The organism is Aliiruegeria lutimaris (assembly GCF_900099935.1).
GTDB lineage: Bacteria > Pseudomonadota > Alphaproteobacteria > Rhodobacterales > Rhodobacteraceae > Tropicimonas > Tropicimonas lutimaris.
Genome location: NZ_FNEK01000081.1, coordinates 1 through 22060, shown reverse-complemented (window position 1 = coordinate 22060; position 22060 = coordinate 1). Strand labels below are relative to the sequence as shown.

Sequence of the window (22060 nt, the reverse complement as noted above, 5' to 3'; positions counted from 1 at the left end):
AGCCCATTTATCAGTGGATCAAGCTTGTCGGCGGTGAGATCATCGATCCGGCCGAGGTTGGCGACCACCTTGTGGCGAACCTTCCCCTCGTCAGTGCGATAGCCCTCGACGAGCTGCAGATAGCGCCGGCCGCCGGAATTCGTGATCTTCGTGTACATGCCGCAACTCTACTGCGGCATAGATCATATATTAAAGACGCTTTGTAAATACAGCGTGCCACAACAGAACCTCCCGGATTCCGTCCTGTCATAACTCACAACCCATTGAATTCATTGAAGCCGGCCAAGCCAAGGACACCAAATCGCGCCTCCAACTGTCGAACTTGGGAGGCCTGGGTGCTGCGCGACAGGATTGGCGCGCGCGAGAAGGTCACGGAGGCGGTCTTCACCTTCGTGGCGATCGATGAAGAGGGCAAGACGCGCCCGGTTCCGGTCGAGTAGCGCGGGGCGCGATCAGATCGCCGAGCTATGCCCGGTCTTCGCCATTTCATAGGCGTCGAAGGCCTTGGCGATCATGCGGGTGAGGGGGCGGCCCTCGGGTGGGATCTCGAGGCCACGCGTATCCACTGTCACGAATTGCCCGAACTGTTCCTTGGCCGCGGCGAAGAGAGACGTGATGAAGTCCGGTCGGGCGCCGTAGTCGGCTTCGATCTCGGCCCGGTCGATACGGAAATCGCACATCAGGGTTTCGATCATCCGGGCGCGGATCAGGTCCTCGCCGGCAAAGACATGGCCCCGCCCCGTGGCGAAGCGGCCTTCGCGGATGGCCTTGGTGTAGTCGCCGGTGCCGGAGATATTCTGCGCGTAGCCTTGCGGGAAGCGCGAGATTGCGGAGGCGCCCAGACCAATGAGGGCCGGTGCCGGGTCGACCGTGTAGCCTTGGAAATTGCGGCGCAGGGTGCCGTCGCGCGCGGCGATGGCCATGGAATCGTCCCTGGCGGCGAAATGGTCGATGCCGATCTCGTCATATCCGTCCCAGAGGAACAGGCGGCGCGCGGTTTCGAACAGGTGCAGGCGTTCCTCCGGCGTCGGCAGCGCGTCCGACGGGATCAGGGTCTGGCGGCGGGCCATCCAGGGAACATGGGCATAGCCATAAAGCGCGACCCGGTCCGGCGAGAGCGAGAGCAGCTTCTGGACCGAGTCGGTGATCTTGGCCCGGGACTGATTCGGCAGGCCATACAGGATGTCGGTATTGAGGCTCGTCACGCCACGGGCGCGGATTCCGTCGACGGCTGCCTGCGTCACCTCGAAGCTCTGTTCGCGGCCAATGATCTGCTGGATCTCCGGATCGAAATCCTGAACCCCGATCGAGGCGCGGGTCATTCCGGCGGCGGCGAGCGCATCGAGACGCGCCTCGTCGATCTCGTTGGGATCGATCTCGACGGAAAACTCGCCATGCTCGGCCAGCGGAATCGTGCGGAAGACCGAATCGGCCAGCTCCGTCATCATTTCCGGGGCAAGAAGCGTCGGCGTACCGCCGCCCCAATGCAGGGCGGACAATTTGACGCCGCTGGGCAGGGCAGCCCCGAGAATGTCGATCTCGGCTTTCAGCGTTTCCAGATAGCCAGCGACCGGAGACAGGCTCGACGTACCCTGCGTCCGGCAGGCGCAGAACCAGCAGAGCCTTCTACAAAAGGGAATATGAATATAAAGTGACACTTCCGATTCGGGCGGCAAGGCTGCCACCCAGTCGGCAAAATGGCTCGAATCCACGGCGCTGTTGAAATGCGGCGCGGTCGGATAGCTGGTATAGCGAGGGACCCGGGCGTCGAAGAGCCCGAGCTTCGCAAGTTGCGATACGGTTTCCATGGCCCTACATCTAGGGGTGGGGCGCCGGGAGGACTTTGATTGAAATCAAGTGGGCGCGCGCGAGTGGAAATGCAGGACGTAGAATTTGGACATGTTGAATGTGCTGACTGCCCGATCCGACATCGGGCGGTTTGCTCGCGTTGCGAGACCGATGAACTCGTCCTGCTGGAAGAAATCAAGTATTACCGGACCTTCGAAGCCGGCCAGACGATTGCCTGGACCGGTGACAAGCTGGATTTTGTCGCCACCGTCGTCAGCGGCATCGCGACTCTGAGCCAAACGCTTGAGGATGGGCGCACGCAGATGGTGGGCCTTCTGCTGCCGTCGGATTTCATGGGCCGGCCCGGGCGCGAGATGGCGACCTATGACGTGACCGCGACCACCGAAGTCGTGATGTGCTGTTTCCGCCGTCGTCCTTTCGAGGAATTGATGCGCACCACGCCGCATATCGCGCAACGCCTGCTGGAGATGACGCTCGACGAGTTGGACGCGGCGCGCGAGTGGATGCTCCTGCTTGGACGCAAGACCGCGCGCGAGAAAATCGCGTCGCTCCTGGCGATTATCGCGCGTCGGGATGCCTCCCTCAAGCTGTCCAAGGCCGGTGGTTCGCTGGAATTCGATCTACCGCTGACCCGCGAAGCCATGGCTGATTACCTCGGACTGACACTGGAAACGGTGAGCCGGCAGGTCTCGGCGCTCAAGCGCGAAGGTGTGATCGAGCTGGCTGGCAAGCGGCATATCTCGGTGCCCGATTTCGACCGGCTGATGCTGGAAACCGGCGACGATTGCGACGGCGGCATGCCGTTTTGAACAGGGATCCCTGTCCCGACAGATCAATTCCAACGCCCGGCCCGATTTTCTACTGACCCGAAATATCCCGGGGGAAGCGCTCATCAGAGCGCTTGGGGGCAGCGCCCCCATGCTTGCGGCGTCAATGGCTCATGAAAACCGGGATCTTCGCCGCCTCCAGCATATCGCGGGTCGCCCCGCCCATGATCGCCTCGCGGAAGCGGGAATGCCCATAGGCGCCCATCACCAGCAGATCGGCCTGCTGGTCGTCGCAATGGCGGGCGAGCACGTCTGCGGTGCGCGGCATCGTGCCGGCAATCACCGAGATTTCGGCGCGTACACCATGACGTGAGAGCATTTGCGAAAGCATCCCGCCGGGGTCCGAGCGGTCCGGTCCGTGGCGCGGCGGGTCAATGATGACGATATTCGCCATGGTGGCCTGTTGCAGCAGCGGAAGGGCGGCGCGGATGGCGTCCAGCGCCTCGGCGCTCTGATTCCATGCCAGTACGACCTTCTCCGGCCGTTTCAGTTCGCAATGCCGCGGCAACACCAGCACCGGCACATTGCCCGCAAAAAGCGCTGCTTCAAGCACGGCCTCCTCGGCCACACCCTTGTCTTCGCCATAGGGCTTGGGGAGAACCACGAGGTCCGAGAACCTTGCGCGATTGCCGACGAGGGTCTGGACCGTTCCGATCTGTGCAAGCGCAGAATCGGTTGCCCACCGGCATTGGCGACCTTCCATCTTGGCGCGCAGTGCATTCTCGATTGCCTCGGCATCCTCGCGGGCGCGTTCCAGTGTTGCCTGTTCTATCAGGGCGTTGGTGCCGGCATAATAGTAGCCGGGCGTCGAGTGATCGATGCCCAGGGCGAGGATCTCCAAGTGCGCATCCTGTGCCTGGGTGAGCGAAATGGCGCCTTCCAGGGCAGAGTTTTCCAAGGCAGGTGACGTAACGATGGTAAGGATAGACTTGTAGGCCATTGCGGAGCCTTTCCTGTTTCTACTTGCCAGAAGCATAGATTGTGTGCAGTTGCGGCACCTTGACATGCCTCAAAGGTGGACTGCGACGACATTGACCTAGATCAAAGCGGCCTGGGCTTCGTACCATCAGAAGCGGATAAGGAACACGAAGGGGGAAGTGTATCTGCGCTTCCTCAATTTATAACTAAGGGACACACCATGTGGGATTACGCCAAGATCGCGGCGTTGGGATTGTTGACGCTGTGCGCAGCGATCGCAGCCAACTACGCGCGCGACGCAGCCTATCTCGTCCATGCGATCATTATCATGCTCGCAGCGGGCGCGGCTTTCGTCTGGTCTATTCGCCAGATCGACGAGGAAAAACCAGCGCCGGAAGTGGCAACAGGATATCTTGATGGCGTGGTGCGCTACGGCGTTATCGCGACCACCTTCTGGGGCGTTGTCGGTTTTTTGGCCGGTACGTACATCGCCTTCCAGCTCGCTTTTCCGGTTCTGAACTTCGAATGGGCGCAGCCCTACATGAATTTCGGCCGGCTGCGGCCGCTGCACACCTCGGCGGTGATTTTCGCCTTCGGTGGCAACGCGCTGCTGGCAACGTCCTTCTATGTCGTGCAGCGGACCTCCGCGGCGCGCCTGTGGGGCGGCAACCTCGCCTGGTTCGTGTTCTGGGGCTACAACCTCTTCATCGTGCTGGCCGCGACCGGCTACCTGCTGGGCGCCACACAGTCCAAGGAATATGCCGAACCCGAGTGGTATGTTGACCTCTGGCTGACCATTGTCTGGGTCGCCTACCTGATGGTCTTCCTCGGCACGATCCTGAAGCGCCAGGAAAAGCACATATACGTGGCCAACTGGTTTTTCCTGAGCTTCATCGTGACCGTCGCGATGCTGCACATCGTCAACAACCTCAGCCTGCCGGTGTCGGTCTTCGGTGCCAAGTCCGTGCAGGTCTTCTCCGGCGTGCAGGATGCCATGACGCAGTGGTGGTACGGCCACAACGCGGTGGGCTTCTTCCTGACCGCGGGCTTCCTCGGCATGATGTATTACTTCGTGCCGAAGCAAGCCGAGCGCCCGGTCTTCTCCTACAAGCTGTCGATCATCCACTTCTGGGCGCTGATCTTCCTGTATATCTGGGCCGGTCCGCACCACCTGCATTACACCGCGCTGCCGGATTGGGCCTCGACCCTTGGCATGGTGTTCTCGATCATGCTGTGGATGCCCTCCTGGGGTGGCATGATCAACGGCCTGATGACGCTCTCGGGCGCCTGGGACAAGCTGCGCACGGACCCGATCATCCGCATGATGGTCGTCTCGGTCGGCTTCTACGGCATGTCCACCTTCGAAGGCCCGATGATGTCGATCAAGGCGGTGAACTCGCTCAGCCACTACACCGACTGGACCATCGGTCACGTGCACTCCGGTGCCCTCGGCTGGAACGGCATGATCACCTTCGGGGCTCTGTACTTCCTCGTGCCGAAGCTCTGGAAGCGTGAGCGTCTCTACTCCATGGCCGCCGTCAACTGGCACTTCTGGCTCGCCACCATCGGCATCGTGCTCTACGCGGCGTCCATGTGGGTGACCGGGATCATGGAAGGCCTGATGTGGCGCGAAGTCGACGCCAATGGCTTCCTGGTGAACTCCTTCGCCGATACCGTTGCCGCGAAGTTCCCGATGTATGTTGTTCGGGGCCTGGGCGGTGTCATGTATCTCACTGGTGCCATCATCATGGCTGCCAACCTCTACCTCACCGCAACCCGCGGTGAGCCGAAAGCCGAAACCGCAGCAGCCGCTGCGCCGGCCGAATAAGGGAGGGAGACACAATGGCCCTTATCGACAAGCACAAGATCATCGAAACCAACGCGACGATCCTTTTCGCGCTGAGCTTCTTCGTGGTCACCATCGGCGGTATCGTCGAGATCGCGCCGCTCTTCTACCTTGAGAACACGATCGAGGATGTGGAGGGCGTGCGCCCCTACTCCCCGCTCGAGCTCAAGGGGCGGGACATCTACATCCGTGAAGGCTGCTATGTCTGTCACAGCCAGATGATCCGCCCGATGCGCGACGAGGTGGAGCGCTACGGCCACTACTCGCTGGCGGCCGAATCGCAATACGATCACCCGTTCCAGTGGGGTTCCAAGCGGACAGGTCCCGACCTTGCCCGCGTGGGCGGCCGGTATTCGGACGACTGGCATGTGGATCACCTGATCAACCCGCAATCGGTCGTGCCGGAATCGGTGATGCCGAAATACGGCTTCCTGTTGGACAAGATGGTGACCGACAAGCACATGGACGAGCTGATGGCGACCCATCGGACCGTCGGCGTGCCCTACACGGACGAGATGATCGCGAATGCATCGGCGGACTTCAACGTCCAGATCGACCCGGATGGCGACTACGAGGGACTGCTCGAACGCTACCCGGGCGCGCAGGTGCGCAACTTCGACGGACAGCCCGGCATTTCGGAGATGGACGCCCTTGTCGCCTATCTGCAGATGCTCGGCACGCTCGTCGACTTCTCGACCTTCACACCTGTCGCAAGCCGTTAAGGAGCCCTCGGAATGGACACATACGGCCTCATGCGCCAGTTCGCAGACAGCTGGATGCTGCTGTTCCTAACGCTCTTTTTCCTTGGAGTGATCTTCTGGGTGTTTCGCCCCGGATCCTCCAAGGAGCAACGCGACAGTGCCAACATTATTTTCCGCCATGAGGACTCGCCTGCCGAGGATTCATCGGAATTGAACCCGAAGGAGGTTCGGGAATGAGTAAACAACCGATAAGCAAGAAGAAGGACCAGGTGGAAACCACCGGTCACAGCTGGGACGGGATCGAGGAACTGAACAATCCCATGCCCCGCTGGTGGCTCTGGACATTCTATGCCTGTGTCGTCTGGGCGCTGGCCTACACGGTCGCCTATCCCGCCTGGCCGCTGATCAATGGTGCCACCGCCGGTCTGCTCGGAAAATCGACGCGCGCCGATGTGGCCGCCGAGATTGTTCGTTTCGAAGAGGCCAATGCCGGCATCAAGCAACGTCTGGTCGAAGCGGAGCTGACCGAGATTTCGGCCGATCCGGAGCTGAACAGCTATGCCCAGAACGCCGGCGCCGCCGTGTTCCGGACCTGGTGTGCGCAGTGCCACGGCGCGGGTGCGCAGGGTGCGGAGTCCAAATATCCCAGCCTGCTGGATGACAGCTGGCTCTGGGGCGGCACGATCGAGGATATCCACACCACGATCAGCGTTGGCATCCGCAACGAGGAGACCGACGAGGATTTCGTTCGTCAGGGTCAGATGACGGCTTTCGGCCGTGACGAATTGCTGAGCGAAGAAGAAATCCGTCAGGCAGTGGCCTTTGTACAGAAACTCTCGGGGCAGGAGCATGATGCAGCGCTTGCCGAAGCCGGTGCGGTCGTCTTCGAGGACAACTGCTCTTCCTGCCACATGGAAGACGGTACGGGCGAGCAGACGCTGGGGGCGCCGAACCTGACGGATGCCATCTGGCTCTATGGTGGTGACGCCGAGTCGCTCTACGAGACGCTTTGGAATGGTCGCGCCGGCAACATGCCGGCTCGCGGTGGTGCTCCGGAAGGCGTTGTGGACGAAGCCATGGTGCGTGCCGTTGCGACCTATGTGCATAGCCTTGGTGGCGGCGTGGCCTCGGAGTAATCCCGGGCCAACACGTCAAGCGATCAAGCCCCGCCTACGCTTGCCGGTGGCGGGGCTTCTTTTGTCCGGTCATTTTCACGCCCACAGGCGTCGCCGGGTTTCCTGGCCGTGGTCGGCGTCTGGCCCTGGGGTGCGCGTGAGGCCTGGTTCCGTGGCTCCGCCTCAAGGACTCGGCCCTTGTCTCGATGATGCCGGGAAATGGGCTGCAGGGCGGGCGTTTTGGTGACTCGAGGCAGGCCGCCTTGCCAAAAAATCATGGCAGCTATGCGCTACAAAAGAAGTATCTATAGTTCGTATTTGATCTGGATCAAAGTGGCAGCGGGTCAAGACACCTAAACAGGATTCAACGGCAACGACAAAGCGTTTGGAGCTTCCCTCCCCTGCCAAGTCGCCGCCAAGACTTACATAGCGTTTCCAGAGGGTGTCCTCCCCTGGAAGATACGCCCCGGCTCTCCGTCCTGTTCGCGCGTTTCCTAGGAGAGCTGGGGCGCCTTTATTTTCAGCCGCCAGAATATCACATTTTCGTTGCGCGACACGCGGGCGCAGGGTTGGAACCGTTCCATTTTGGTATGTCTGCCCGAACCGGTCCGAAATGCAGCCTTTTGATGCATGTCAAAGACGCTTTTTTTATCAAGCCCATAGAACGGGCGGAACCTGAACCCTCAGCCACCGGAGATTATCCGTGAGCGATACTGGCAGCCAGCCCGAACAGCTTTACGCCGCCCGAGAGCCCGTCTTCCCCCGAAAAGTGTCCGGTGCATTCCGGAATTTGAAATGGGGAATCATGATCGTGACTCTGGGCATCTATTACCTGACGCCCTGGATTCGCTGGGACCGTGGTCCGAATCTGCCTGACCAGGCGGTTCTGGTCGATCTTGCCAATCGCCGCTTCTTCTTCTTCTGGATCGAGATCTGGCCGCATGAATTCTATTTCGTGGCCGGTCTGCTGATCATGGCCGGGCTCGGCCTGTTCCTGTTCACCTCTGCCCTTGGACGCGTCTGGTGCGGCTATACCTGCCCGCAGACCGTCTGGACCGACCTGTTCATCCTCGTCGAGCGCTGGATCGAGGGCGACCGCAACGCCCGCCTGCGCCTGCACCGACAGAAAAAGATGGATGCGCGAAAGCTGCGTCTGCGAGCCACCAAATACATTGCCTGGACGCTGATCGCCGTCGCCACCGGCGGTGCCTGGGTGTTCTACTTCACCGACGCGCCCACGCTTTTTGTCGACCTTTTCACCTTCAGTGCGCACCCGGCGTCCTATACCTCCGTCGCCGTGCTGACTTTCACCACGCTGGTTTTCGGCGGTTTTATGCGCGAACAGGTCTGTATCTACATGTGCCCCTGGCCGCGCATCCAGGCGGCGATGATGGACCCCGACACGATTACGGTCGGTTACCGGGAGTGGCGCGGCGAGCCGCGCGGCAAGCACCGGAAATCGGCCGAGGCCGCCAATCTCGGCGATTGCATCGATTGCATGGCCTGCGTGAACGTTTGCCCCACCGGGATCGACATCCGCGACGGGCAGCAGCTCGAATGCATCACCTGCGCGCTCTGCATCGATGCCTGTAACGACATCATGGACAAGATCGGCAAGCCGCGCGGCTTGATCGGCTACATGGCGCTGTCGGACGAGGAGCGCGAACGGGCTGGCGCGGCACCGAAATCGGTCTGGAGACATGTATTCCGGATTCGCACCATCCTCTACACCAGCCTGTGGACGGCGGTTGGCGTCGGCCTCGTGGTCATGCTCTTCATCCGCCCGGACATCTCGGCGACCGTGCACCCGGTGCGGCAGCCGATCTTCGTGACGATGTCGGATGGCACGATTCGCAACACCTATGATTTCGGCCTGCGCAACAAGCATGGCGAGGACCGCCGCTTCCGCGTGTCTCTGGTTTCTAAGGAACCGGACCTGCGGATCGCCGTCGAGGGCACGCCCTATGAGAGCTTCATGGTGCCCGCCAACACGACCGGCAAGCAGCGCATCTACGTGCTGGCGCCGAAGGGCTCGACCGCGGCCTTGGCCGACCGGACCGAGATCCGTTTCTGGATCGAGGACTTGTCGAATGGCGAACGTGTTTATAAGGAGTCAACCTTCGTGGGAACCGGAGCACGCTGACATGGCACTGACAGGCCGCAAGGTATTCATCATCACCGCAAGCGCCTTTGGCGTCATCATCGGGGTCAACCTGACCATGGCCTATCTGGCCGTGGGCACCTTTCCCGGCCTGGAGGTGAAGAATTCCTACGTGGCCAGCCAGCATTTCGACGAGGACCGTACTGCGCAGCAGGCGCTTGGCTGGGACGTCGCAGCCAAGGTCGAGGAGGGTGTGCTGAGCATCGCCTTTACTGGCCGTGGCGGCTATCCGGTGGACGTGGCGAGCATCGATGCGACGGTTGGCCGGGCAACCCATGTTCGCGACGACGTTACGCCAGAGTTCGCCTATCACGACGGAACCTTCACCGCTCCGGTAGACCTGGCTTCCGGAAACTGGAATATTCGGATGGTTGCAACGGCGCCTGACGGAACGCCGTTCCGGCAACGGATCGTCCTGCACGTCGAATGACGGTACATGTCTGACAGCACATTTCCCGAGGCACCCACCGCCTCTGCCTGCCCTGCCTGCGAAGCCGCGCCCATGGCGCGCCGTTTGGCTGCGAGCGGGGCGCTGGAGGACAAGCCGGAGCAAGGTGCCCTCATGCTCTCGCTGCCGGGAATACATTGTGCGCTCTGCATCACGACGGTTGAAAAGGCGCTCATGGCGCATCCGGGTGTGCGTTCCGCTCGGGTGAACCTGACGCTCAGGCGGGCGACGGTGGAAGCCGAGCCGAAAGTGACCGCCGAGGCGCTGGTCAAGACGGTCAACGGCGTCGGCTATGAAGCTCACGAGATGGACCCGTCCGCGCTTTCAACCACCGCCACGGACCGGCAGGGGCGGGAGCTGCTGATGCGGTTGGCGGTCGGTGGCTTCGCGGCGATGAACGTGATGCTGCTCTCGGTTGCCGTCTGGTCCGGCGCGGCCGATGCCACGCGCGACCTCTTCCACTGGATCTCTGCCGCTATCTCCATCCCGGCCATCGCTTTTTCCGGCCAGCCCTTCTTCCGCAATGCCTGGGCGGCGCTGCGGCATGGCCGGCTCAACATGGATGTGCCGATCACGCTGGCCATCCTGCTGGCGCTCGGAACCTCGCTCTACGAGACGGCGCATTCGGGCGAACACGCCTATTTCGATGCAGCGATCTCGCTAACGTTCTTCCTGCTGGCGGGACGCTATCTTGACCACCGCACCCGCGCCATTGCGCGCTCCGCGGCCGAGGAACTGGCCGCGCTTGAAGTGGCCCGCGCGGACCGTCTGACCGCTGACGGAGAGCAGACGGTCGATGTGGCCGACCTCGTCGCGGGCGACCTGATCCGGGTGCGCCCCGGCGGACGGATGCCGGTGGACGGGGTGATAACCGAGGGAACGAGCGAATTGGACCGCTCGCTCCTGACCGGGGAAACCCTCCCCGTCTTTGCCGAACCGGGCCGTGTTGTCAGCGCCGGCGAGGTCAACCTGACCGGGCCGCTGGTGATCGAGGTCACTGCCGCTGGCAAGGATTCCTCCCTGCACCGCATGGCCGATCTGGTGGCCATGGCCGAGACCACGCGCAACCGCTACACCTCGCTGGCCGACAAGGCGGCGGGGCTCTATGCGCCGGGGGTGCATATCCTGTCGCTGGTGGCGGGGCTGGGTTGGTATTTCTATACCGGCGACGCGCGCCTGGCGATCAATATCGCGGCGGCTGTTCTGATCATCACCTGCCCCTGCGCGCTCGGGCTTGCAGTGCCGGCCGTGACCACGGCGGCCTCCGGGCGGCTTTTCCGCAAGGGGATGCTCATCAAGAGCGGGACTGCGCTGGAGCGGCTGGCGGAGGTTGACACGGTGGTCTTCGACAAGACCGGCACGCTGACCCTTGGCGCTCCGGAACTCGACGCCTCCGAGAGTCATGATCGCGAGGAAGTCGCCTTGGCAGCCGGACTTGCGCGCGCCTCTTCACACCCGCTGTCGCGGGCACTTTACGAGGCCGCAAAGGCTGCGGGGATCGAGGCTGCAGAGGTTTCGGGGATCATCGAAGTTCCGGGCTACGGAACCGAGGGAAGCTGGTCGGGCAAGCGCGTTCGGTTGGGCCGCGCGGCCTGGGTCGGTGCGGAGCCGGGCCACAAGACGGCGGCGTGGCTGGCCGTTGAGGGCGAGGCGCCGGTCTGTTTCACTTTCACCGATCGGCTGCGTCCTGGCGCCGAGGAGGCCGTACGAAACCTGAAGGAGATCGGATTGCATGTTGCCCTGATCTCCGGCGATGCCGCACCGGCTGTGCACGCCTTTGCCGCGCGGATCGGGATCGAGGATGTGACCGCCGAAGCCCTGCCGGAGCAAAAGGCCGCGCGCATCGCCGAACTCGCCGCGCAAGGGCGCAAGGTACTGATGGTGGGCGACGGGCTGAACGATACGGCGGCGCTTGCGGCGGCGCATGCATCGCTCTCGCCGGCCTCCGCGCTCGACGCGGCCCGCGTTGCCTCCGACCTCGTACTGCTGGGCGAGGATATCGCGCCCGTCGCCTCCGCCGTGACCACGTCGCGCTCGGCCGTGCATCGGATCAAGGAGAACTTCACCATCGCGACGGTCTACAACTTCATCGCGGTACCGATCGCCATTGCCGGCTGGGCCACGCCACTGGCGGCGGCACTGGCCATGTCCGCCTCATCGATCACCGTCTCGCTAAACTCGCTGAGGTTAAAATAGCCCCGCATGGAAGTCCTGGTATTCCTGATCCCGATTTCGCTGTTTCTGGGCGGAATCGGTCTGGCGGCGTTTTTCTGGACCGTGAAAAGTGACCAATACGACGATCCGGAAGGCGACAGTCAGCGGATACTTTCAAAGGAATACGACGATCACCCGAAGGAATGACCGGTAGGGCCTCGAGCAGTTGGCCGACCTTGAAGCGGGACTCTGTCCCCGCGCTCCAGCGAGCCCGCCCATAAGCCATTGGACACAGATGACGAGAACGTCCCCATCTCATCATCTTTCCAGAAATATCTCCGCCGGAGGCACGATCCGCAGGATCGTTAAAACGCGTGAAGCGCGCGCCCGCGAACGGTCAAAACCTCAGCTCACCGGCTTGTCTGGAAATGGGTAGGGCGGCGCGAACCGCTTGACCAACTCGCCTAGGCTCCGAAGCCGCCGTCAGGATCCTGACGGCCCAAAGGGCGTGCATTCAGCCCCGCGGGCTTCGAGCCTGCGACAGGCAAGGGCGGCCTGCTCTTCGCTCATGCCGACGAAATTGGCACTATATCCCTTGTTGTTCTGGGACACCTTGCGCAAGGCGCCGTCCAGGGTGGCCATCTCCTTGAGCGCTGTTTTCAGAAGGACACGTTCGGCCTTGTAGCGCGAAGGGTAGGCGCCGACATTGATGCCCCAGTGCCGACCGCCGGAAGTCGATGCGCGGGTCACGACAATCGGATCTGCCTGTTTCGTCGTTGCCGGTTTCAGGGCGGCAAAGTCGATCTTGGGCGGGCGCGCCTTGGGGGGCGGCGAGTCTGCCACCGCTGCTTCGGTTGCCGGTGCGGACGTGGTTGTCGCCATCGCGATCGCCGCCTCGATGCCGGATTTCAGCCCGCTCTTGCCGACCGCGCTGGCCATGGCGACCGTACCCGGCCGGCTGAGCGGCCGGATGGATTGGGAAACCGCGCTGGCGACGCGGATCGTCTTGCTCGCGGTCGGTTCGGAGTCGTTGCCCGCATAGACCGGCATGCTCGGCTTCTGGATCGCGGCGTGACGCGGAGCGCGTTTGAAGCCCATATCCATCAGTTCGGCCACCTTGGCGTTGCGTGCCGCCGAGGAGGTGCCGCCAAAGACAGTGGTGATGATACGCACATTGCCCCGTTCGGCGGAGGCAACCAGGTTCGAGCCCGCGGCGCGCGTGTAGCCGGTCTTGATTCCGTCCGCGCCCTTGTATGCGGCGAGGAACTTGCGGTTCGTGTTGTAGACCGTGCGGATCTTGGCGTCCGTCGAGCGGCGCGAGAACAGGTTGTAATATTCGGGATAGTCGTAGAACAGGTGCCGGCCGAGGATGGTCATGTCATGCGCGGTCGACAGGTGCCCCTCCACCGTCAGCCCGTGCGCGTTCTTGAAGGTCGACCGGGTCATGCCGAGCGCCTTGGCCGTCCGGTTCATCCGGCGGGTGAAGCGCGCCTCGCTGCCCGAAATCGCCTCGCCCAGGGCCGTTGCGGCATCATTGGCCGATTTCACCGCGGCGGCACGGATAAGGTAGCGCAGTTCGATCTGCTGGCCGGCCTTGAGCCCGAGCTTGGAGGGAACTTCGTTCGCGGCCTTGTTGGAAATCGTAACCCGGGTGTCGAGCCCGATCTCGCCATGCTCGATCGCCTCGAAGACGACATAGAGCGTCATCATCTTGGTCAGCGAGGCCGGGTGCAGCCGTGTATCGGCATTGCGCGAGTGCAGGATCTCTCCCGTTCGCGCGTCCATTACCATCGCCGCATAGGGCGCGGCTCCGGCCCGTAGGCTGGCGCCCAACAGGATCACGAAGAACAAAAGGAAGAACACGGATACGAAAAGGGCATTACGCCCCCGGATGCTCGACGTCATCACTATGTTTGCCTCTGTCTGCCTCGAACCGCCCTGTTTTCAGGGTCGGAATTCTCGTTTATTGCTTTTCAGCCTAGCACGCATAAGGGCTTTGGAAAAGTCTTCGTTTTCAAGATCTTTCGCGGTGATATTCACGCAACATCGCAATATGTCGGGGCGAGGGGCGGCCCAAACCACTAGATTTCAACCGATCCGGGTGACGAGCTCCTCCAAATGGCCGAGATCTTCCAGCGTGTGAAAGCGGTCGCTTTCGCTCGGGGGCTCAGCGGCTTCCAGAGCCCAGGCGAGGTCGAAGGGGACATGCGCGGCCCAGGCACCGGCCTCGATGGCGGGGCGAATATCCGACTTCATGGAATTGCCGACCATCATCGCCCGTTCCGGACCGTCGCCATGTTCGGTGAAGATGCGGCTGTAGGTTTCCGGTGTCTTCTCCGAAACGATCTCGACGCGGTCAAAGAAGCGGCGCAGGTCCGATTCGGCCAGCTTGCGCTCCTGGTCGAGCAGATCGCCCTTGGTGATCAGCAGCACCTTGTGATGCGAACGCGCCATCGCCTCGACGGCAGCCTGCGCATGGGGCAGCAGCTCGATCGGGTGGCTGAGCATCTCCTGCCCCATTTCGAGTATCTGGCGGATCGCCGCAGCGGGAATCCGCTCCTCGGTGACCTCGATGGCAGTCTCGATCATCGACAGCATGAAGCCTTTGATGCCGTAGCCGTAATGGCCAATACTGCGCTTCTCGGCTTCCAGCAGGCGCACATCGAGGTGATCGCGCGGCGCGTAATCCGCCAGAAGCTCCGCGAATCGATCCTGGGTGAGGACGAAGAAACGCTCATTGTGCCAGAGCGTGTCGTCTGCATCGAAGGCAATTGTCGTAAGTTTCATGGAGAGTGATCCCTTCGATTGTCGGCTTGGTCTTTTCAGACCCCACCTGCCGCCTATATAACTCCGAGCATCACTGACAATCCCAATTGCCGTGGAGCGCACCGCGCCTTGACCCGCATTCTTGAAACCATGATGTCCGACCGCGATGATGACAAACCCGACGGAGAAGCCGGGGTTGCCACCAAGACGCGTGCCCGGACACAGCGGCCGCCACTCTACAAGGTTCTCCTGCTGAATGACGACTACACGCCCATGGAATTCGTCGTGCATATCCTTGAGCGGTTCTTTGGCATGACCCATGCGCAGGCCTTCGAGTTGATGCTGGTCGTGCACAAGAAGGGGGTCGCCGTGGTCGGCGTGTTCAGCCACGAGATTGCCGAGACGAAAGTGGCGCAGGTGATGGATTTCGCGCGTCGCCACCAGCATCCGCTGCAATGCACGATGGAAAAGGAGTGAGCGCCGGATAGGCGTTGACGCTATTTCGCTGGCGCGACCGGGGGCTGTTTGCGCCCGGACCCCCGAAAGTATTTCCGGAAAGATGAAATCAGGACCGATCAAGCTTCGATGAGATCGATCATCAGGGCGGCGTGGTCGCTGGCATGCGGGCGGTAGCGGCCAACGCCGTGCAGCCTTGGGCCCGGATAGCGGCGGGCCATGCGCGACATGCCCTCGCGGATGAGCCGTGGCATTGCGGCCGGGTATTTTCGTGCCAATGCGGGGGACGCGAGCATCGCGTCGGGCCGCGAATAGGTGCCGCGGCTGGCTTCGTGATAGGACCACCTCTGACCTGCAGGCCGGCGTTCGAGCAGGTCTATGCCGAAGCTGTTGCGCAGGGGGGCGATGGCTTGTTCGGGCAGGGGCGCGCGGGCGTCGGGTTCGTTGAGATCGCCGAGGATCATCCAGAGGGCCTCGGCGGGTCGTGTAAAGCGCCGCTCGATGAGGCGGCGAACGGCCTGGGCTTCGGTGCGGCGGAAAATATCCGCAGCGGCACGGTCGGGATAGGGCGCCTTGAAATGGCACAGGAACAGGGTCAGTTCTCGGACCTCGACCACGAGGCAGTCGCGGCAGAAGACGGGCCGGTCCGGCGGCTGGCCCTCGGCGGGGTCGAGATCGAGGTCCGCGGGGCGAATCCAGGCATTGCTTTCGACGGTGCCGGGCGGGATGCGGCTGAGCAGGGCGATGTTCCGCCCCATGCCGTCATTTCCCGGCAGGCAAACGCGGTGCGAATAGGGGGCAAGCCCTGTATGGACAAGGTAGCTCTCGTGGAAATAGTCGAGCGTGGCGACGTCGTGGACTTCCTGCAGGGCGACCACATCGGCGTTCATGTCGTGCAGGACGGCGGCGGTCAGTCTGCGGTCCGCCCGGTCGAAATCGGGCGCACCGCTGGCTTGGTCCCCTGGCGTGTCACCATCGCGCGCACCGTCCAGTAACGGCTGACCGGCCGCGTCCTGGCGCAGCCGAAGGTTCTGGACGTTGAACGTCGCTATACGCAGGGGCTGCTCCCGGTCAGGCCGCCTTGGCGCATTGCTGCACGGAAAGATCCTGAACCGGATCTCCGGGCGCGCATTCTTCGCCACTCAGCGGGTAATGGTCGGTATCGGTGCAGGCAAAGCCGAGAACGGCAAGGCCCAGAATGGCAAGCAGGGATTTCAGTTTCATCGAATTCTCCTTTTAGGAGCGAATATCCGGGCCCTGTCTGTCCTGCCCGGTTACCCGCACATTAGCAAATTCGTTGAACGCCGTTCCATGACCCGTATCAAGCGCGTGCGAATTGTTCCGTTTCGTCATTTCCCGACGTCAAATCGCCGCGGAATTGGTTTGACATCGCTTCGGGGCTGCCGCATGGGCGATGGGCAACAGCCTGACGGGTGATCAGTGTCTCCAAACCTGCGCGGTGCGCTCCTCATGGCAGCCTGCATGGCCGCCTTCACGTTCAACGACGCCTTCGTAAAATCCGTCTCCGACGAGATGGGGCTGTACCAGGCGTTGTTCATCCGTGGGGTCGCCAGCACATTGCTGATGGTCGCGATGGCGGCGGTAACCGGTGGCCTTCGGTTCAATATTCCCCGGCGCGACCGGATGATGATTCTGTTTCGGACGATCACGGAGATCGCGGCCGCCTATTTCTACCTGACCGCCCTGTTCAACATGCCCATCGCGAATGCCTCGGCGATCCTGCAAGCGTTGCCCCTGACGGTCACGCTTGCCGGGGCGGTGTTCCTGGGCGAATCCGTGGGGTGGAAGCGGATGTTGGCTATCCTCGTGGGGTTTGCCGGGGTGATGCTGATCGTCCGGCCGGGCGCGGAAGGTTTCACGGTCTATTCGATTTATGCGGTCTGCGCTGTTTTCTGCGTGACGGCCCGGGATCTGACGGCGCGTGCCGTCTCGTCGGAAACGCCCTCGATGACGGTCGCGATCGCGGCCTCATTTGGCGTCTGGGTCTTCTCGGCGGTCGGGATGCTGGGGGAGGAATGGCAACCGGTCAGCACCGGAGCATTCCTGTCCCTGATGGGGGCCTCGGTTCTGATCATCGGGGGGTATTTCTTTGCGACCGCAACGATGCGCGTGGGCGAGATTGCCTTCATCGCACCGTTCCGGTACACGTCGCTTCTCTGGGCATTGCTGCTCGGGTTGGTGGTGTTCGGAGAGTGGCCGGATTTCCTGACATTGCTGGGGGCCGCCACCGTGGTTGCGACCGGCATATTTACTTTTTACCGGGAGCGTAAGCTCGCAATGGAGGTCGCCGAAGGGGCGGAGCAGGGGGCGCAAAGGTAAGCTTCTGTTGACAAGGCTTCCGATTCTCTCTAGAGCGCTCCCACTCGGTCGCGGGGATTCCGTTTGACCGGACCTACAGAACTGAAGTGGTCAAGATCCGGGCCAGCGCCCCGATCCTCTGAAATCCCACCCGCGTCGTTTCCGCGTACGAGGAAACGCCAGCGGTTTTTCGCGCTTTGCGGACGCGCAAGGTGCGGGCGATGAAAAACAACCCCTCGCGGTACGCGCGAGAAGAAGAAGAAAGCTAGACTGGGGAAACCGGAATGCCGACGATCCAACAGCTGATCCGCAAGCCGCGGCAGCCGAAAGTAAAACGATCCAAGTCGCAGCACCTCGAGAGCTGCCCGCAGAAGCGCGGCGTTTGCACGCGTGTCTACACCACCACCCCGAAGAAGCCGAACTCGGCCATGCGGAAAGTGGCCAAGGTTCGTCTGACGAACGGCTTTGAAGTCATCAGCTACATCCCCGGTGAAAGCCACAACCTGCAGGAGCACTCGGTTGTGCTTATCCGTGGCGGTCGTGTGAAAGACCTTCCCGGTGTGCGTTACCACATTCTGCGTGGTGTTCTGGATACCCAGGGCGTCAAGGATCGGAAGCAGCGTCGCTCGAAGTACGGCGCCAAGCGTCCTAAGTAAGGAGAGACAGACATGTCCCGTCGTCACGCCGCTGAGAAGCGCGAAGTCCTGCCTGACGCCAAGTATGGCGATAAGGTTCTGACCAAATTCATGAACAACCTGATGATCGACGGCAAGAAATCTGCCGCCGAGCGTATCGTCTACAGCGCCCTGGACCGGGTCGAGAGCAAGCTCAAGCGCTCCCCGATCGAGGTGTTCACCGAGGCGCTCGACAACGTCAAGCCGTCGGTTGAGGTCCGCTCCCGCCGGGTTGGCGGTGCGACCTACCAGGTTCCCGTCGAGGTTCGTACCGAGCGCCGCGAAGCGCTGGCCATCCGCTGGATGATCGCCGCTGCCCGCTCCCGTAATGAGAACACGATGGAAGAGCGGCTGGCCGGCGAACTCGTCGATGCCGTGAATTCCCGGGGTAGCGCCGTCAAGAAGCGCGAAGACACCCACAAGATGGCCGACGCCAACAAAGCGTTCAGCCATTATCGATGGTAACACCAATTTACGCCTAAGGACCCTTCCATGGCCCGCGATTATCCTCTGGACCGATACCGTAACTTCGGCATCATGGCGCACATCGATGCCGGCAAGACCACCTGCTCGGAGCGTATCCTCTACTACACCGGCAAGTCCCACAACATCGGCGAAGTGCACGATGGCGCTGCGACCATGGATTGGATGGAGCAGGAGCAGGAGCGTGGTATCACCATCACCTCTGCTGCGACGACCACCTTCTGGGAGCGCACCGAAGACGGTAAAACTCCCGACACGCCGAAGCACCGCCTGAACATCATCGACACTCCTGGCCACGTTGACTTCACCATCGAAGTCGAGCGTTCGCTGGCCGTGCTCGACGGTGCCGTTTGTGTTCTGGACGCAAATGCCGGTGTCGAGCCGCAGACCGAGACCGTCTGGCGCCAGGCCGACCGCTACCACGTTCCGCGGATCGTGTTCGTCAACAAGATGGACAAGATCGGCGCCGATTTCTTCAACTGCGTTCGCATGATCGAGGACCGTACTGGTTCCCGTGCCGTTCCCGTGTGCCTGCCGATCGGCGCCGAGACCGAGCTCGAAGGCCAGATCGACCTGATCACCATGCAGGAATGGCTCTGGAAGGGCGACGACCTTGGCGCTTCCTGGGAAAAGGTCGAGATCCGCGATGAGCTGAAGGATCTTGCCGAGGAATGGCGTGGCAAGATGATCGAGGCTGCCGTCGAAATGGACGACGACGCGATGGAAGCCTATCTCGAAGGCGAAGAGCCGGATGTCGCGACGCTTCGCAAGCTGATCCGCAAGGGCACGCTGGCGCTGGAATTCGTTCCCGTTCTCGGTGGCTCCGCGTTCAAGAACAAGGGCGTGCAGCCGCTCCTGAACGCCGTGATCGACTTCCTGCCCTCGCCGCTCGACGTTGTCGACTACATGGGCTTCAAGCCTGGCGACGAGAACGAAGAGCGTAACATCGCCCGTCGCGCCGACGACAAAATGGCCTTCGCCGGCCTGGCCTTCAAGATCATGAACGACCCGTTCGTGGGCTCGCTGACCTTCACCCGTATCTACTCCGGGACCATGAAGAAGGGCGACTCGATCCTGAACTCCACAAAGGGCAAGCGCGAGCGCATCGGTCGTATGATGATGATGCACTCGAACAACCGCGAGGAGATCGACGAGGCATTTGCGGGCGACATCATTGCGCTCGCCGGCCTCAAGGACACCACCACCGGTGACACGCTCTGCGCCGTCAACGACCCGGTCGTCCTCGAGACCATGACCTTCCCCGATCCGGTCATCGAGATCGCCGTTGAGCCCAAGACCAAGGCCGACCAGGAGAAGATGTCCCAGGGCCTGCAGCGTCTGGCTGCCGAGGACCCGTCCTTCCGCGTCGAGACCGACCTCGAGTCTGGTCAGACCATTATGAAGGGCATGGGCGAACTTCACCTGGACATTCTCGTCGATCGCCTGAAGCGGGAATTCAAGGTCGAAGCCAATATCGGTGCGCCGCAGGTGGCCTATCGCGAGACCATCTCCAAAGAGGTCGAGCACTCCTACACCCACAAGAAACAGTCGGGTGGTTCGGGTCAGTTCGCCGAGGTGAAGATGGTCATCACCCCGACCGAGCCGGGCGAAGGCTACTCCTTCGAGAGCCGCATCGTTGGCGGTGCCGTTCCGAAGGAATACGTCCCCGGCGTCGAAAAGGGTATCAAGTCGGTCATGGACTCCGGTCCGCTCGCTGGCTTCCCGGTCATCGACTTCAAGGTGGCGCTCATCGACGGCAAGTTCCACGATGTGGACTCCTCGGTTCTGGCGTTTGAAATTGCCGGCCGCATGTGTATGCGCGAAGGCATGAAGAAGGCCGGCGCCAAGCTGCTCGAGCCGGTGATGAAGGTCGAAGTGGTAACACCGGAAGACTACACCGGTGGTATCATTGGTGACCTGACCTCGCGTCGGGGCCAGGTTACCGGCCAGGAATCGCGCGGCAACGCCGTTGCGATCAACGCCTTCGTGCCGCTGGCAAACATGTTCGGCTACATCAACACCCTGCGTTCGATGTCCTCGGGTCGTGCCCAGTTCACGATGCAGTTCGATCACTACGATCCGGTGCCGTCGAACATCTCGGAAGAGATCCAGGCCAAGTACGCCTAAGAGAAAAAATGAATTCGGGTGCCCTCTGCCGGGCACCCGCAACGAGACAAGGAGGCCATCATGGCTAAGGAAAAGTTTGACCGCAGCAAACCGCACGTGAACATCGGCACGATTGGTCACGTTGACCACGGCAAGACGACGTTGACGGCGGCGATCACGAAGTATTTTGGCGACTTCAAGGCCTATGACCAGATCGACGGCGCGCCCGAAGAGAAGGCCCGCGGGATCACGATCTCGACCGCCCACGTCGAGTACGAGACCGACACCCGCCACTATGCCCACGTTGACTGCCCCGGCCACGCCGACTACGTCAAGAACATGATCACCGGTGCTGCCCAGATGGACGGCGCGATCCTGGTCGTGTCGGCCGCCGATGGCCCGATGCCGCAGACTCGCGAGCACATCCTGCTCGGCCGCCAGGTCGGCATCCCCTACATGGTCGTCTACATGAACAAGGCCGACCAGGTGGACGATCCCGAGCTGCTCGAGCTGGTGGAAATGGAAATCCGCGAGCTTCTGGAGAGCTATGAGTACCCGGGCGACGATATCCCGATCATCACCGGTTCCGCGCTGGCCGCGATGGAAGGCCGTGATCCGGAGATGGGTGAGAACTCGATCCGTGCGCTTCTGGCCGCCGTCGACGAGTACATCCCGACGCCCGAGCGTGCCGTCGACCAGCCGTTCCTGATGCCGATCGAGGACGTGTTCTCGATCTCCGGCCGCGGCACGGTTGTGACCGGTCGTGTCGAGCGTGGCGTGATCAATGTTGGCGACGAGATCGAGATCGTCGGCATCCGCGACACCAAGAAGACCACCTGCACGGGTGTCGAGATGTTCCGCAAGCTGCTGGACCGCGGCGAAGCCGGCGACAACATCGGTGCGCTGCTGCGCGGTGTCGACCGTGAGGGCGTCGAGCGTGGCCAGGTTCTCTGCAAGCCGGGCTCCGTGACCCCGCACACGAAGTTCGAAGCCGAGGCCTACATCCTGACCAAGGAAGAAGGCGGCCGTCACACCCCGTTCTTCGCCAACTACCGTCCGCAGTTCTACTTCCGTACCACGGACGTGACCGGCACGGTGACGCTGGCCGAGGGCACCGAGATGGTGATGCCGGGCGACAACGTTTCGTTCACGGTTGACCTGATCGCGCCGATCGCGATGGAAGAGAAGCTCCGCTTCGCCATCCGCGAAGGCGGCCGCACCGTCGGCGCCGGCGTCGTCTCCAAGATCCTCGAGTAATCTCTCGAACGATCGACGAA

General features: G+C 62.0%; 21 protein-coding genes. 15 read left to right on the top strand and 6 right to left on the bottom strand.

Translation table 11 applies throughout. From position 1 onward, the window contains the following. Nucleotides 1-452: 452 nt before the first annotated feature. Entirely contained in the window at nt 453-1808 is a 1356-nt protein-coding gene (gene hemN / locus BLR85_RS23885; RefSeq protein ID WP_093163390.1) for an oxygen-independent coproporphyrinogen III oxidase, read from the bottom strand. Between the two features lie 69 nt (nt 1809-1877). Between hemN and fnrL the strand changes: the two genes are divergently transcribed. Next, nucleotides 1878-2618, top strand: coding sequence for a transcriptional regulator FnrL (gene fnrL, locus BLR85_RS23880; RefSeq protein WP_093163387.1), 741 nt, complete (start codon nt 1878-1880; stop codon nt 2616-2618). A gap of 121 nt (nt 2619-2739) precedes the next feature. On the opposite strand, the gene BLR85_RS23875 is transcribed toward fnrL, so the two are convergent. Beyond that, nucleotides 2740-3576, bottom strand: a complete 837-nt coding sequence (locus BLR85_RS23875) for a universal stress protein (RefSeq protein ID WP_093163384.1) — start codon at nt 3574-3576, stop codon at nt 2740-2742. A gap of 198 nt (nt 3577-3774) precedes the next feature. On the opposite strand from BLR85_RS23875, the gene ccoN reads away from it, so the two are divergent. The 8 genes from ccoN to ccoS all read left to right on the top strand — a co-directional run bounded on the left by ccoN (nt 3775) and on the right by ccoS (nt 12186). Further along, the gene (gene ccoN / locus BLR85_RS23870) at nt 3775-5382 is read left to right on the top strand and encodes a cytochrome-c oxidase, cbb3-type subunit I (RefSeq protein ID WP_093163379.1); all 1608 of its coding nucleotides are present in this window, start codon (nt 3775-3777) and stop codon (nt 5380-5382) included. Between the two features lie 14 nt (nt 5383-5396). Beyond that, nucleotides 5397-6122 (top strand): cytochrome-c oxidase, cbb3-type subunit II, encoded by a 726-nt coding sequence (gene ccoO, locus BLR85_RS23865; protein ID WP_093163376.1) that lies wholly within the window; start codon nt 5397-5399, stop codon nt 6120-6122. Between the two features lie 12 nt (nt 6123-6134). Further along, the gene (locus tag BLR85_RS23860) at nt 6135-6338 is read left to right on the top strand and encodes a cbb3-type cytochrome c oxidase subunit 3 (protein ID WP_093163373.1); all 204 of its coding nucleotides are present in this window, start codon (nt 6135-6137) and stop codon (nt 6336-6338) included. Continuing rightward, a complete protein-coding gene (gene ccoP / locus BLR85_RS23855; RefSeq protein ID WP_093163370.1) occupies nt 6335-7237 on the top strand; it encodes a cytochrome-c oxidase, cbb3-type subunit III in 903 nt (300 codons plus the stop codon). Before BLR85_RS23860 ends, ccoP begins: the two co-directional genes overlap by 4 nt. A gap of 682 nt (nt 7238-7919) precedes the next feature. Then, a complete protein-coding gene (gene ccoG / locus BLR85_RS23850; RefSeq protein ID WP_093163367.1) occupies nt 7920-9359 on the top strand; it encodes a cytochrome c oxidase accessory protein CcoG in 1440 nt (479 codons plus the stop codon). 1 nt (nt 9360) lies between these two features. Further along, nucleotides 9361-9807, top strand: a complete 447-nt coding sequence (locus BLR85_RS23845; protein WP_093163365.1) for a FixH family protein — start codon at nt 9361-9363, stop codon at nt 9805-9807. A gap of 6 nt (nt 9808-9813) precedes the next feature. Beyond that, the gene (locus tag BLR85_RS23840) at nt 9814-12021 is read left to right on the top strand and encodes a heavy metal translocating P-type ATPase (protein ID WP_425284501.1); all 2208 of its coding nucleotides are present in this window, start codon (nt 9814-9816) and stop codon (nt 12019-12021) included. A 6-nt stretch (nt 12022-12027) separates the two neighbouring features. Continuing rightward, entirely contained in the window at nt 12028-12186 is a 159-nt protein-coding gene (ccoS, locus tag BLR85_RS23835) for a cbb3-type cytochrome oxidase assembly protein CcoS (RefSeq protein WP_093163360.1), read from the top strand. Between the two features lie 276 nt (nt 12187-12462). Here ccoS and BLR85_RS23830 read toward each other — a convergent pair whose 3' ends face one another. Further along, on the bottom strand, nt 12463-13884 hold the full coding sequence (locus BLR85_RS23830; RefSeq protein ID WP_093163357.1) for a D-alanyl-D-alanine carboxypeptidase family protein: 1422 nt from the start codon (nt 13882-13884) through the stop codon (nt 12463-12465). 183 nt (nt 13885-14067) lie between these two features. After that, nucleotides 14068-14766 (bottom strand): HAD family hydrolase, encoded by a 699-nt coding sequence (locus BLR85_RS23825; protein ID WP_093163355.1) that lies wholly within the window; start codon nt 14764-14766, stop codon nt 14068-14070. A 129-nt stretch (nt 14767-14895) separates the two neighbouring features. Between BLR85_RS23825 and clpS the strand changes: the two genes are divergently transcribed. Next, nucleotides 14896-15222: an ATP-dependent Clp protease adapter ClpS gene (gene clpS, locus BLR85_RS23820; RefSeq protein WP_093163394.1), complete on the top strand. Its 327-nt coding sequence runs from the start codon at nt 14896-14898 to the stop codon at nt 15220-15222. A gap of 98 nt (nt 15223-15320) precedes the next feature. Here the strand turns inward: clpS and BLR85_RS23815 are convergent, their stop codons facing one another. Together BLR85_RS23815 and BLR85_RS29335 are read right to left on the bottom strand one after the other, a co-directional pair. Beyond that, nucleotides 15321-16253 (bottom strand): endonuclease/exonuclease/phosphatase family protein, encoded by a 933-nt coding sequence (locus BLR85_RS23815; protein ID WP_280138527.1) that lies wholly within the window; start codon nt 16251-16253, stop codon nt 15321-15323. 19 nt (nt 16254-16272) lie between these two features. Further along, the gene (locus BLR85_RS29335) at nt 16273-16425 is read right to left on the bottom strand and encodes a hypothetical protein (RefSeq protein ID WP_170844734.1); all 153 of its coding nucleotides are present in this window, start codon (nt 16423-16425) and stop codon (nt 16273-16275) included. A 216-nt stretch (nt 16426-16641) separates the two neighbouring features. Between BLR85_RS29335 and BLR85_RS23810 the strand changes: the two genes are divergently transcribed. The 5 genes from BLR85_RS23810 to tuf all read left to right on the top strand — a co-directional run bounded on the left by BLR85_RS23810 (nt 16642) and on the right by tuf (nt 22040). Continuing rightward, nucleotides 16642-17541: a DMT family transporter gene (locus tag BLR85_RS23810; RefSeq protein ID WP_170844733.1), complete on the top strand. Its 900-nt coding sequence runs from the start codon at nt 16642-16644 to the stop codon at nt 17539-17541. Nucleotides 17542-17804: 263 nt separating this feature from the next. Further along, nucleotides 17805-18176 (top strand): 30S ribosomal protein S12, encoded by a 372-nt coding sequence (gene rpsL, locus BLR85_RS23805; protein ID WP_008182915.1) that lies wholly within the window; start codon nt 17805-17807, stop codon nt 18174-18176. Nucleotides 18177-18188: 12 nt separating this feature from the next. Then, nucleotides 18189-18659, top strand: a complete 471-nt coding sequence (gene rpsG, locus BLR85_RS23800) for a 30S ribosomal protein S7 (protein ID WP_093163351.1) — start codon at nt 18189-18191, stop codon at nt 18657-18659. A gap of 27 nt (nt 18660-18686) precedes the next feature. Further along, nucleotides 18687-20804: an elongation factor G gene (fusA, locus tag BLR85_RS23795; RefSeq protein WP_093163349.1), complete on the top strand. Its 2118-nt coding sequence runs from the start codon at nt 18687-18689 to the stop codon at nt 20802-20804. Between the two features lie 60 nt (nt 20805-20864). Next, nucleotides 20865-22040 carry an elongation factor Tu gene (gene tuf / locus BLR85_RS23790; RefSeq protein ID WP_093156953.1) on the top strand — a complete coding sequence of 392 codons (1176 nt, stop codon included), beginning with the start codon at nt 20865-20867 and terminating at the stop codon, nt 22038-22040. The last annotated feature ends 20 nt before the right edge of the window (nt 22041-22060 follow it).

Bases quoted from the DNA above. Each gene is read 5' to 3' on its own strand.
- ccoN (WP_093163379.1), top strand. From the start codon at position 3,775: ATGTGGGATTACGCCAAGATCGCGGCGTTGGGATTGTTGACGCTGTGC.
- fnrL (WP_093163387.1), top strand. From the start codon at position 1,878: ATGCAGGACGTAGAATTTGGACATGTTGAATGTGCTGACTGCCCGATC.
- clpS (WP_093163394.1), top strand. From the start codon at position 14,896: ATGATGTCCGACCGCGATGATGACAAACCCGACGGAGAAGCCGGGGTT.
- rpsG (WP_093163351.1), top strand. From the start codon at position 18,189: ATGTCCCGTCGTCACGCCGCTGAGAAGCGCGAAGTCCTGCCTGACGCC.
- rpsL (WP_008182915.1), top strand. From the start codon at position 17,805: ATGCCGACGATCCAACAGCTGATCCGCAAGCCGCGGCAGCCGAAAGTA.
- BLR85_RS23845 (WP_093163365.1), top strand. From the start codon at position 9,361: ATGGCACTGACAGGCCGCAAGGTATTCATCATCACCGCAAGCGCCTTT.
- fusA (WP_093163349.1), top strand. From the start codon at position 18,687: ATGGCCCGCGATTATCCTCTGGACCGATACCGTAACTTCGGCATCATG.
- ccoP (WP_093163370.1), top strand. From the start codon at position 6,335: ATGAGTAAACAACCGATAAGCAAGAAGAAGGACCAGGTGGAAACCACC.
- BLR85_RS29335 (WP_170844734.1), bottom strand. From the start codon at position 16,425: ATGAAACTGAAATCCCTGCTTGCCATTCTGGGCCTTGCCGTTCTCGGC.
- ccoO (WP_093163376.1), top strand. From the start codon at position 5,397: ATGGCCCTTATCGACAAGCACAAGATCATCGAAACCAACGCGACGATC.
- BLR85_RS23825 (WP_093163355.1), bottom strand. From the start codon at position 14,766: ATGAAACTTACGACAATTGCCTTCGATGCAGACGACACGCTCTGGCAC.
- BLR85_RS23860 (WP_093163373.1), top strand. From the start codon at position 6,135: ATGGACACATACGGCCTCATGCGCCAGTTCGCAGACAGCTGGATGCTG.
- BLR85_RS23875 (WP_093163384.1), bottom strand. From the start codon at position 3,576: ATGGCCTACAAGTCTATCCTTACCATCGTTACGTCACCTGCCTTGGAA.
- ccoS (WP_093163360.1), top strand. From the start codon at position 12,028: ATGGAAGTCCTGGTATTCCTGATCCCGATTTCGCTGTTTCTGGGCGGA.
- BLR85_RS23830 (WP_093163357.1), bottom strand. From the start codon at position 13,884: ATGACGTCGAGCATCCGGGGGCGTAATGCCCTTTTCGTATCCGTGTTC.
- hemN (WP_093163390.1), bottom strand. From the start codon at position 1,808: ATGGAAACCGTATCGCAACTTGCGAAGCTCGGGCTCTTCGACGCCCGG.
- BLR85_RS23840 (WP_425284501.1), top strand. From the start codon at position 9,814: ATGTCTGACAGCACATTTCCCGAGGCACCCACCGCCTCTGCCTGCCCT.
- tuf (WP_093156953.1), top strand. From the start codon at position 20,865: ATGGCTAAGGAAAAGTTTGACCGCAGCAAACCGCACGTGAACATCGGC.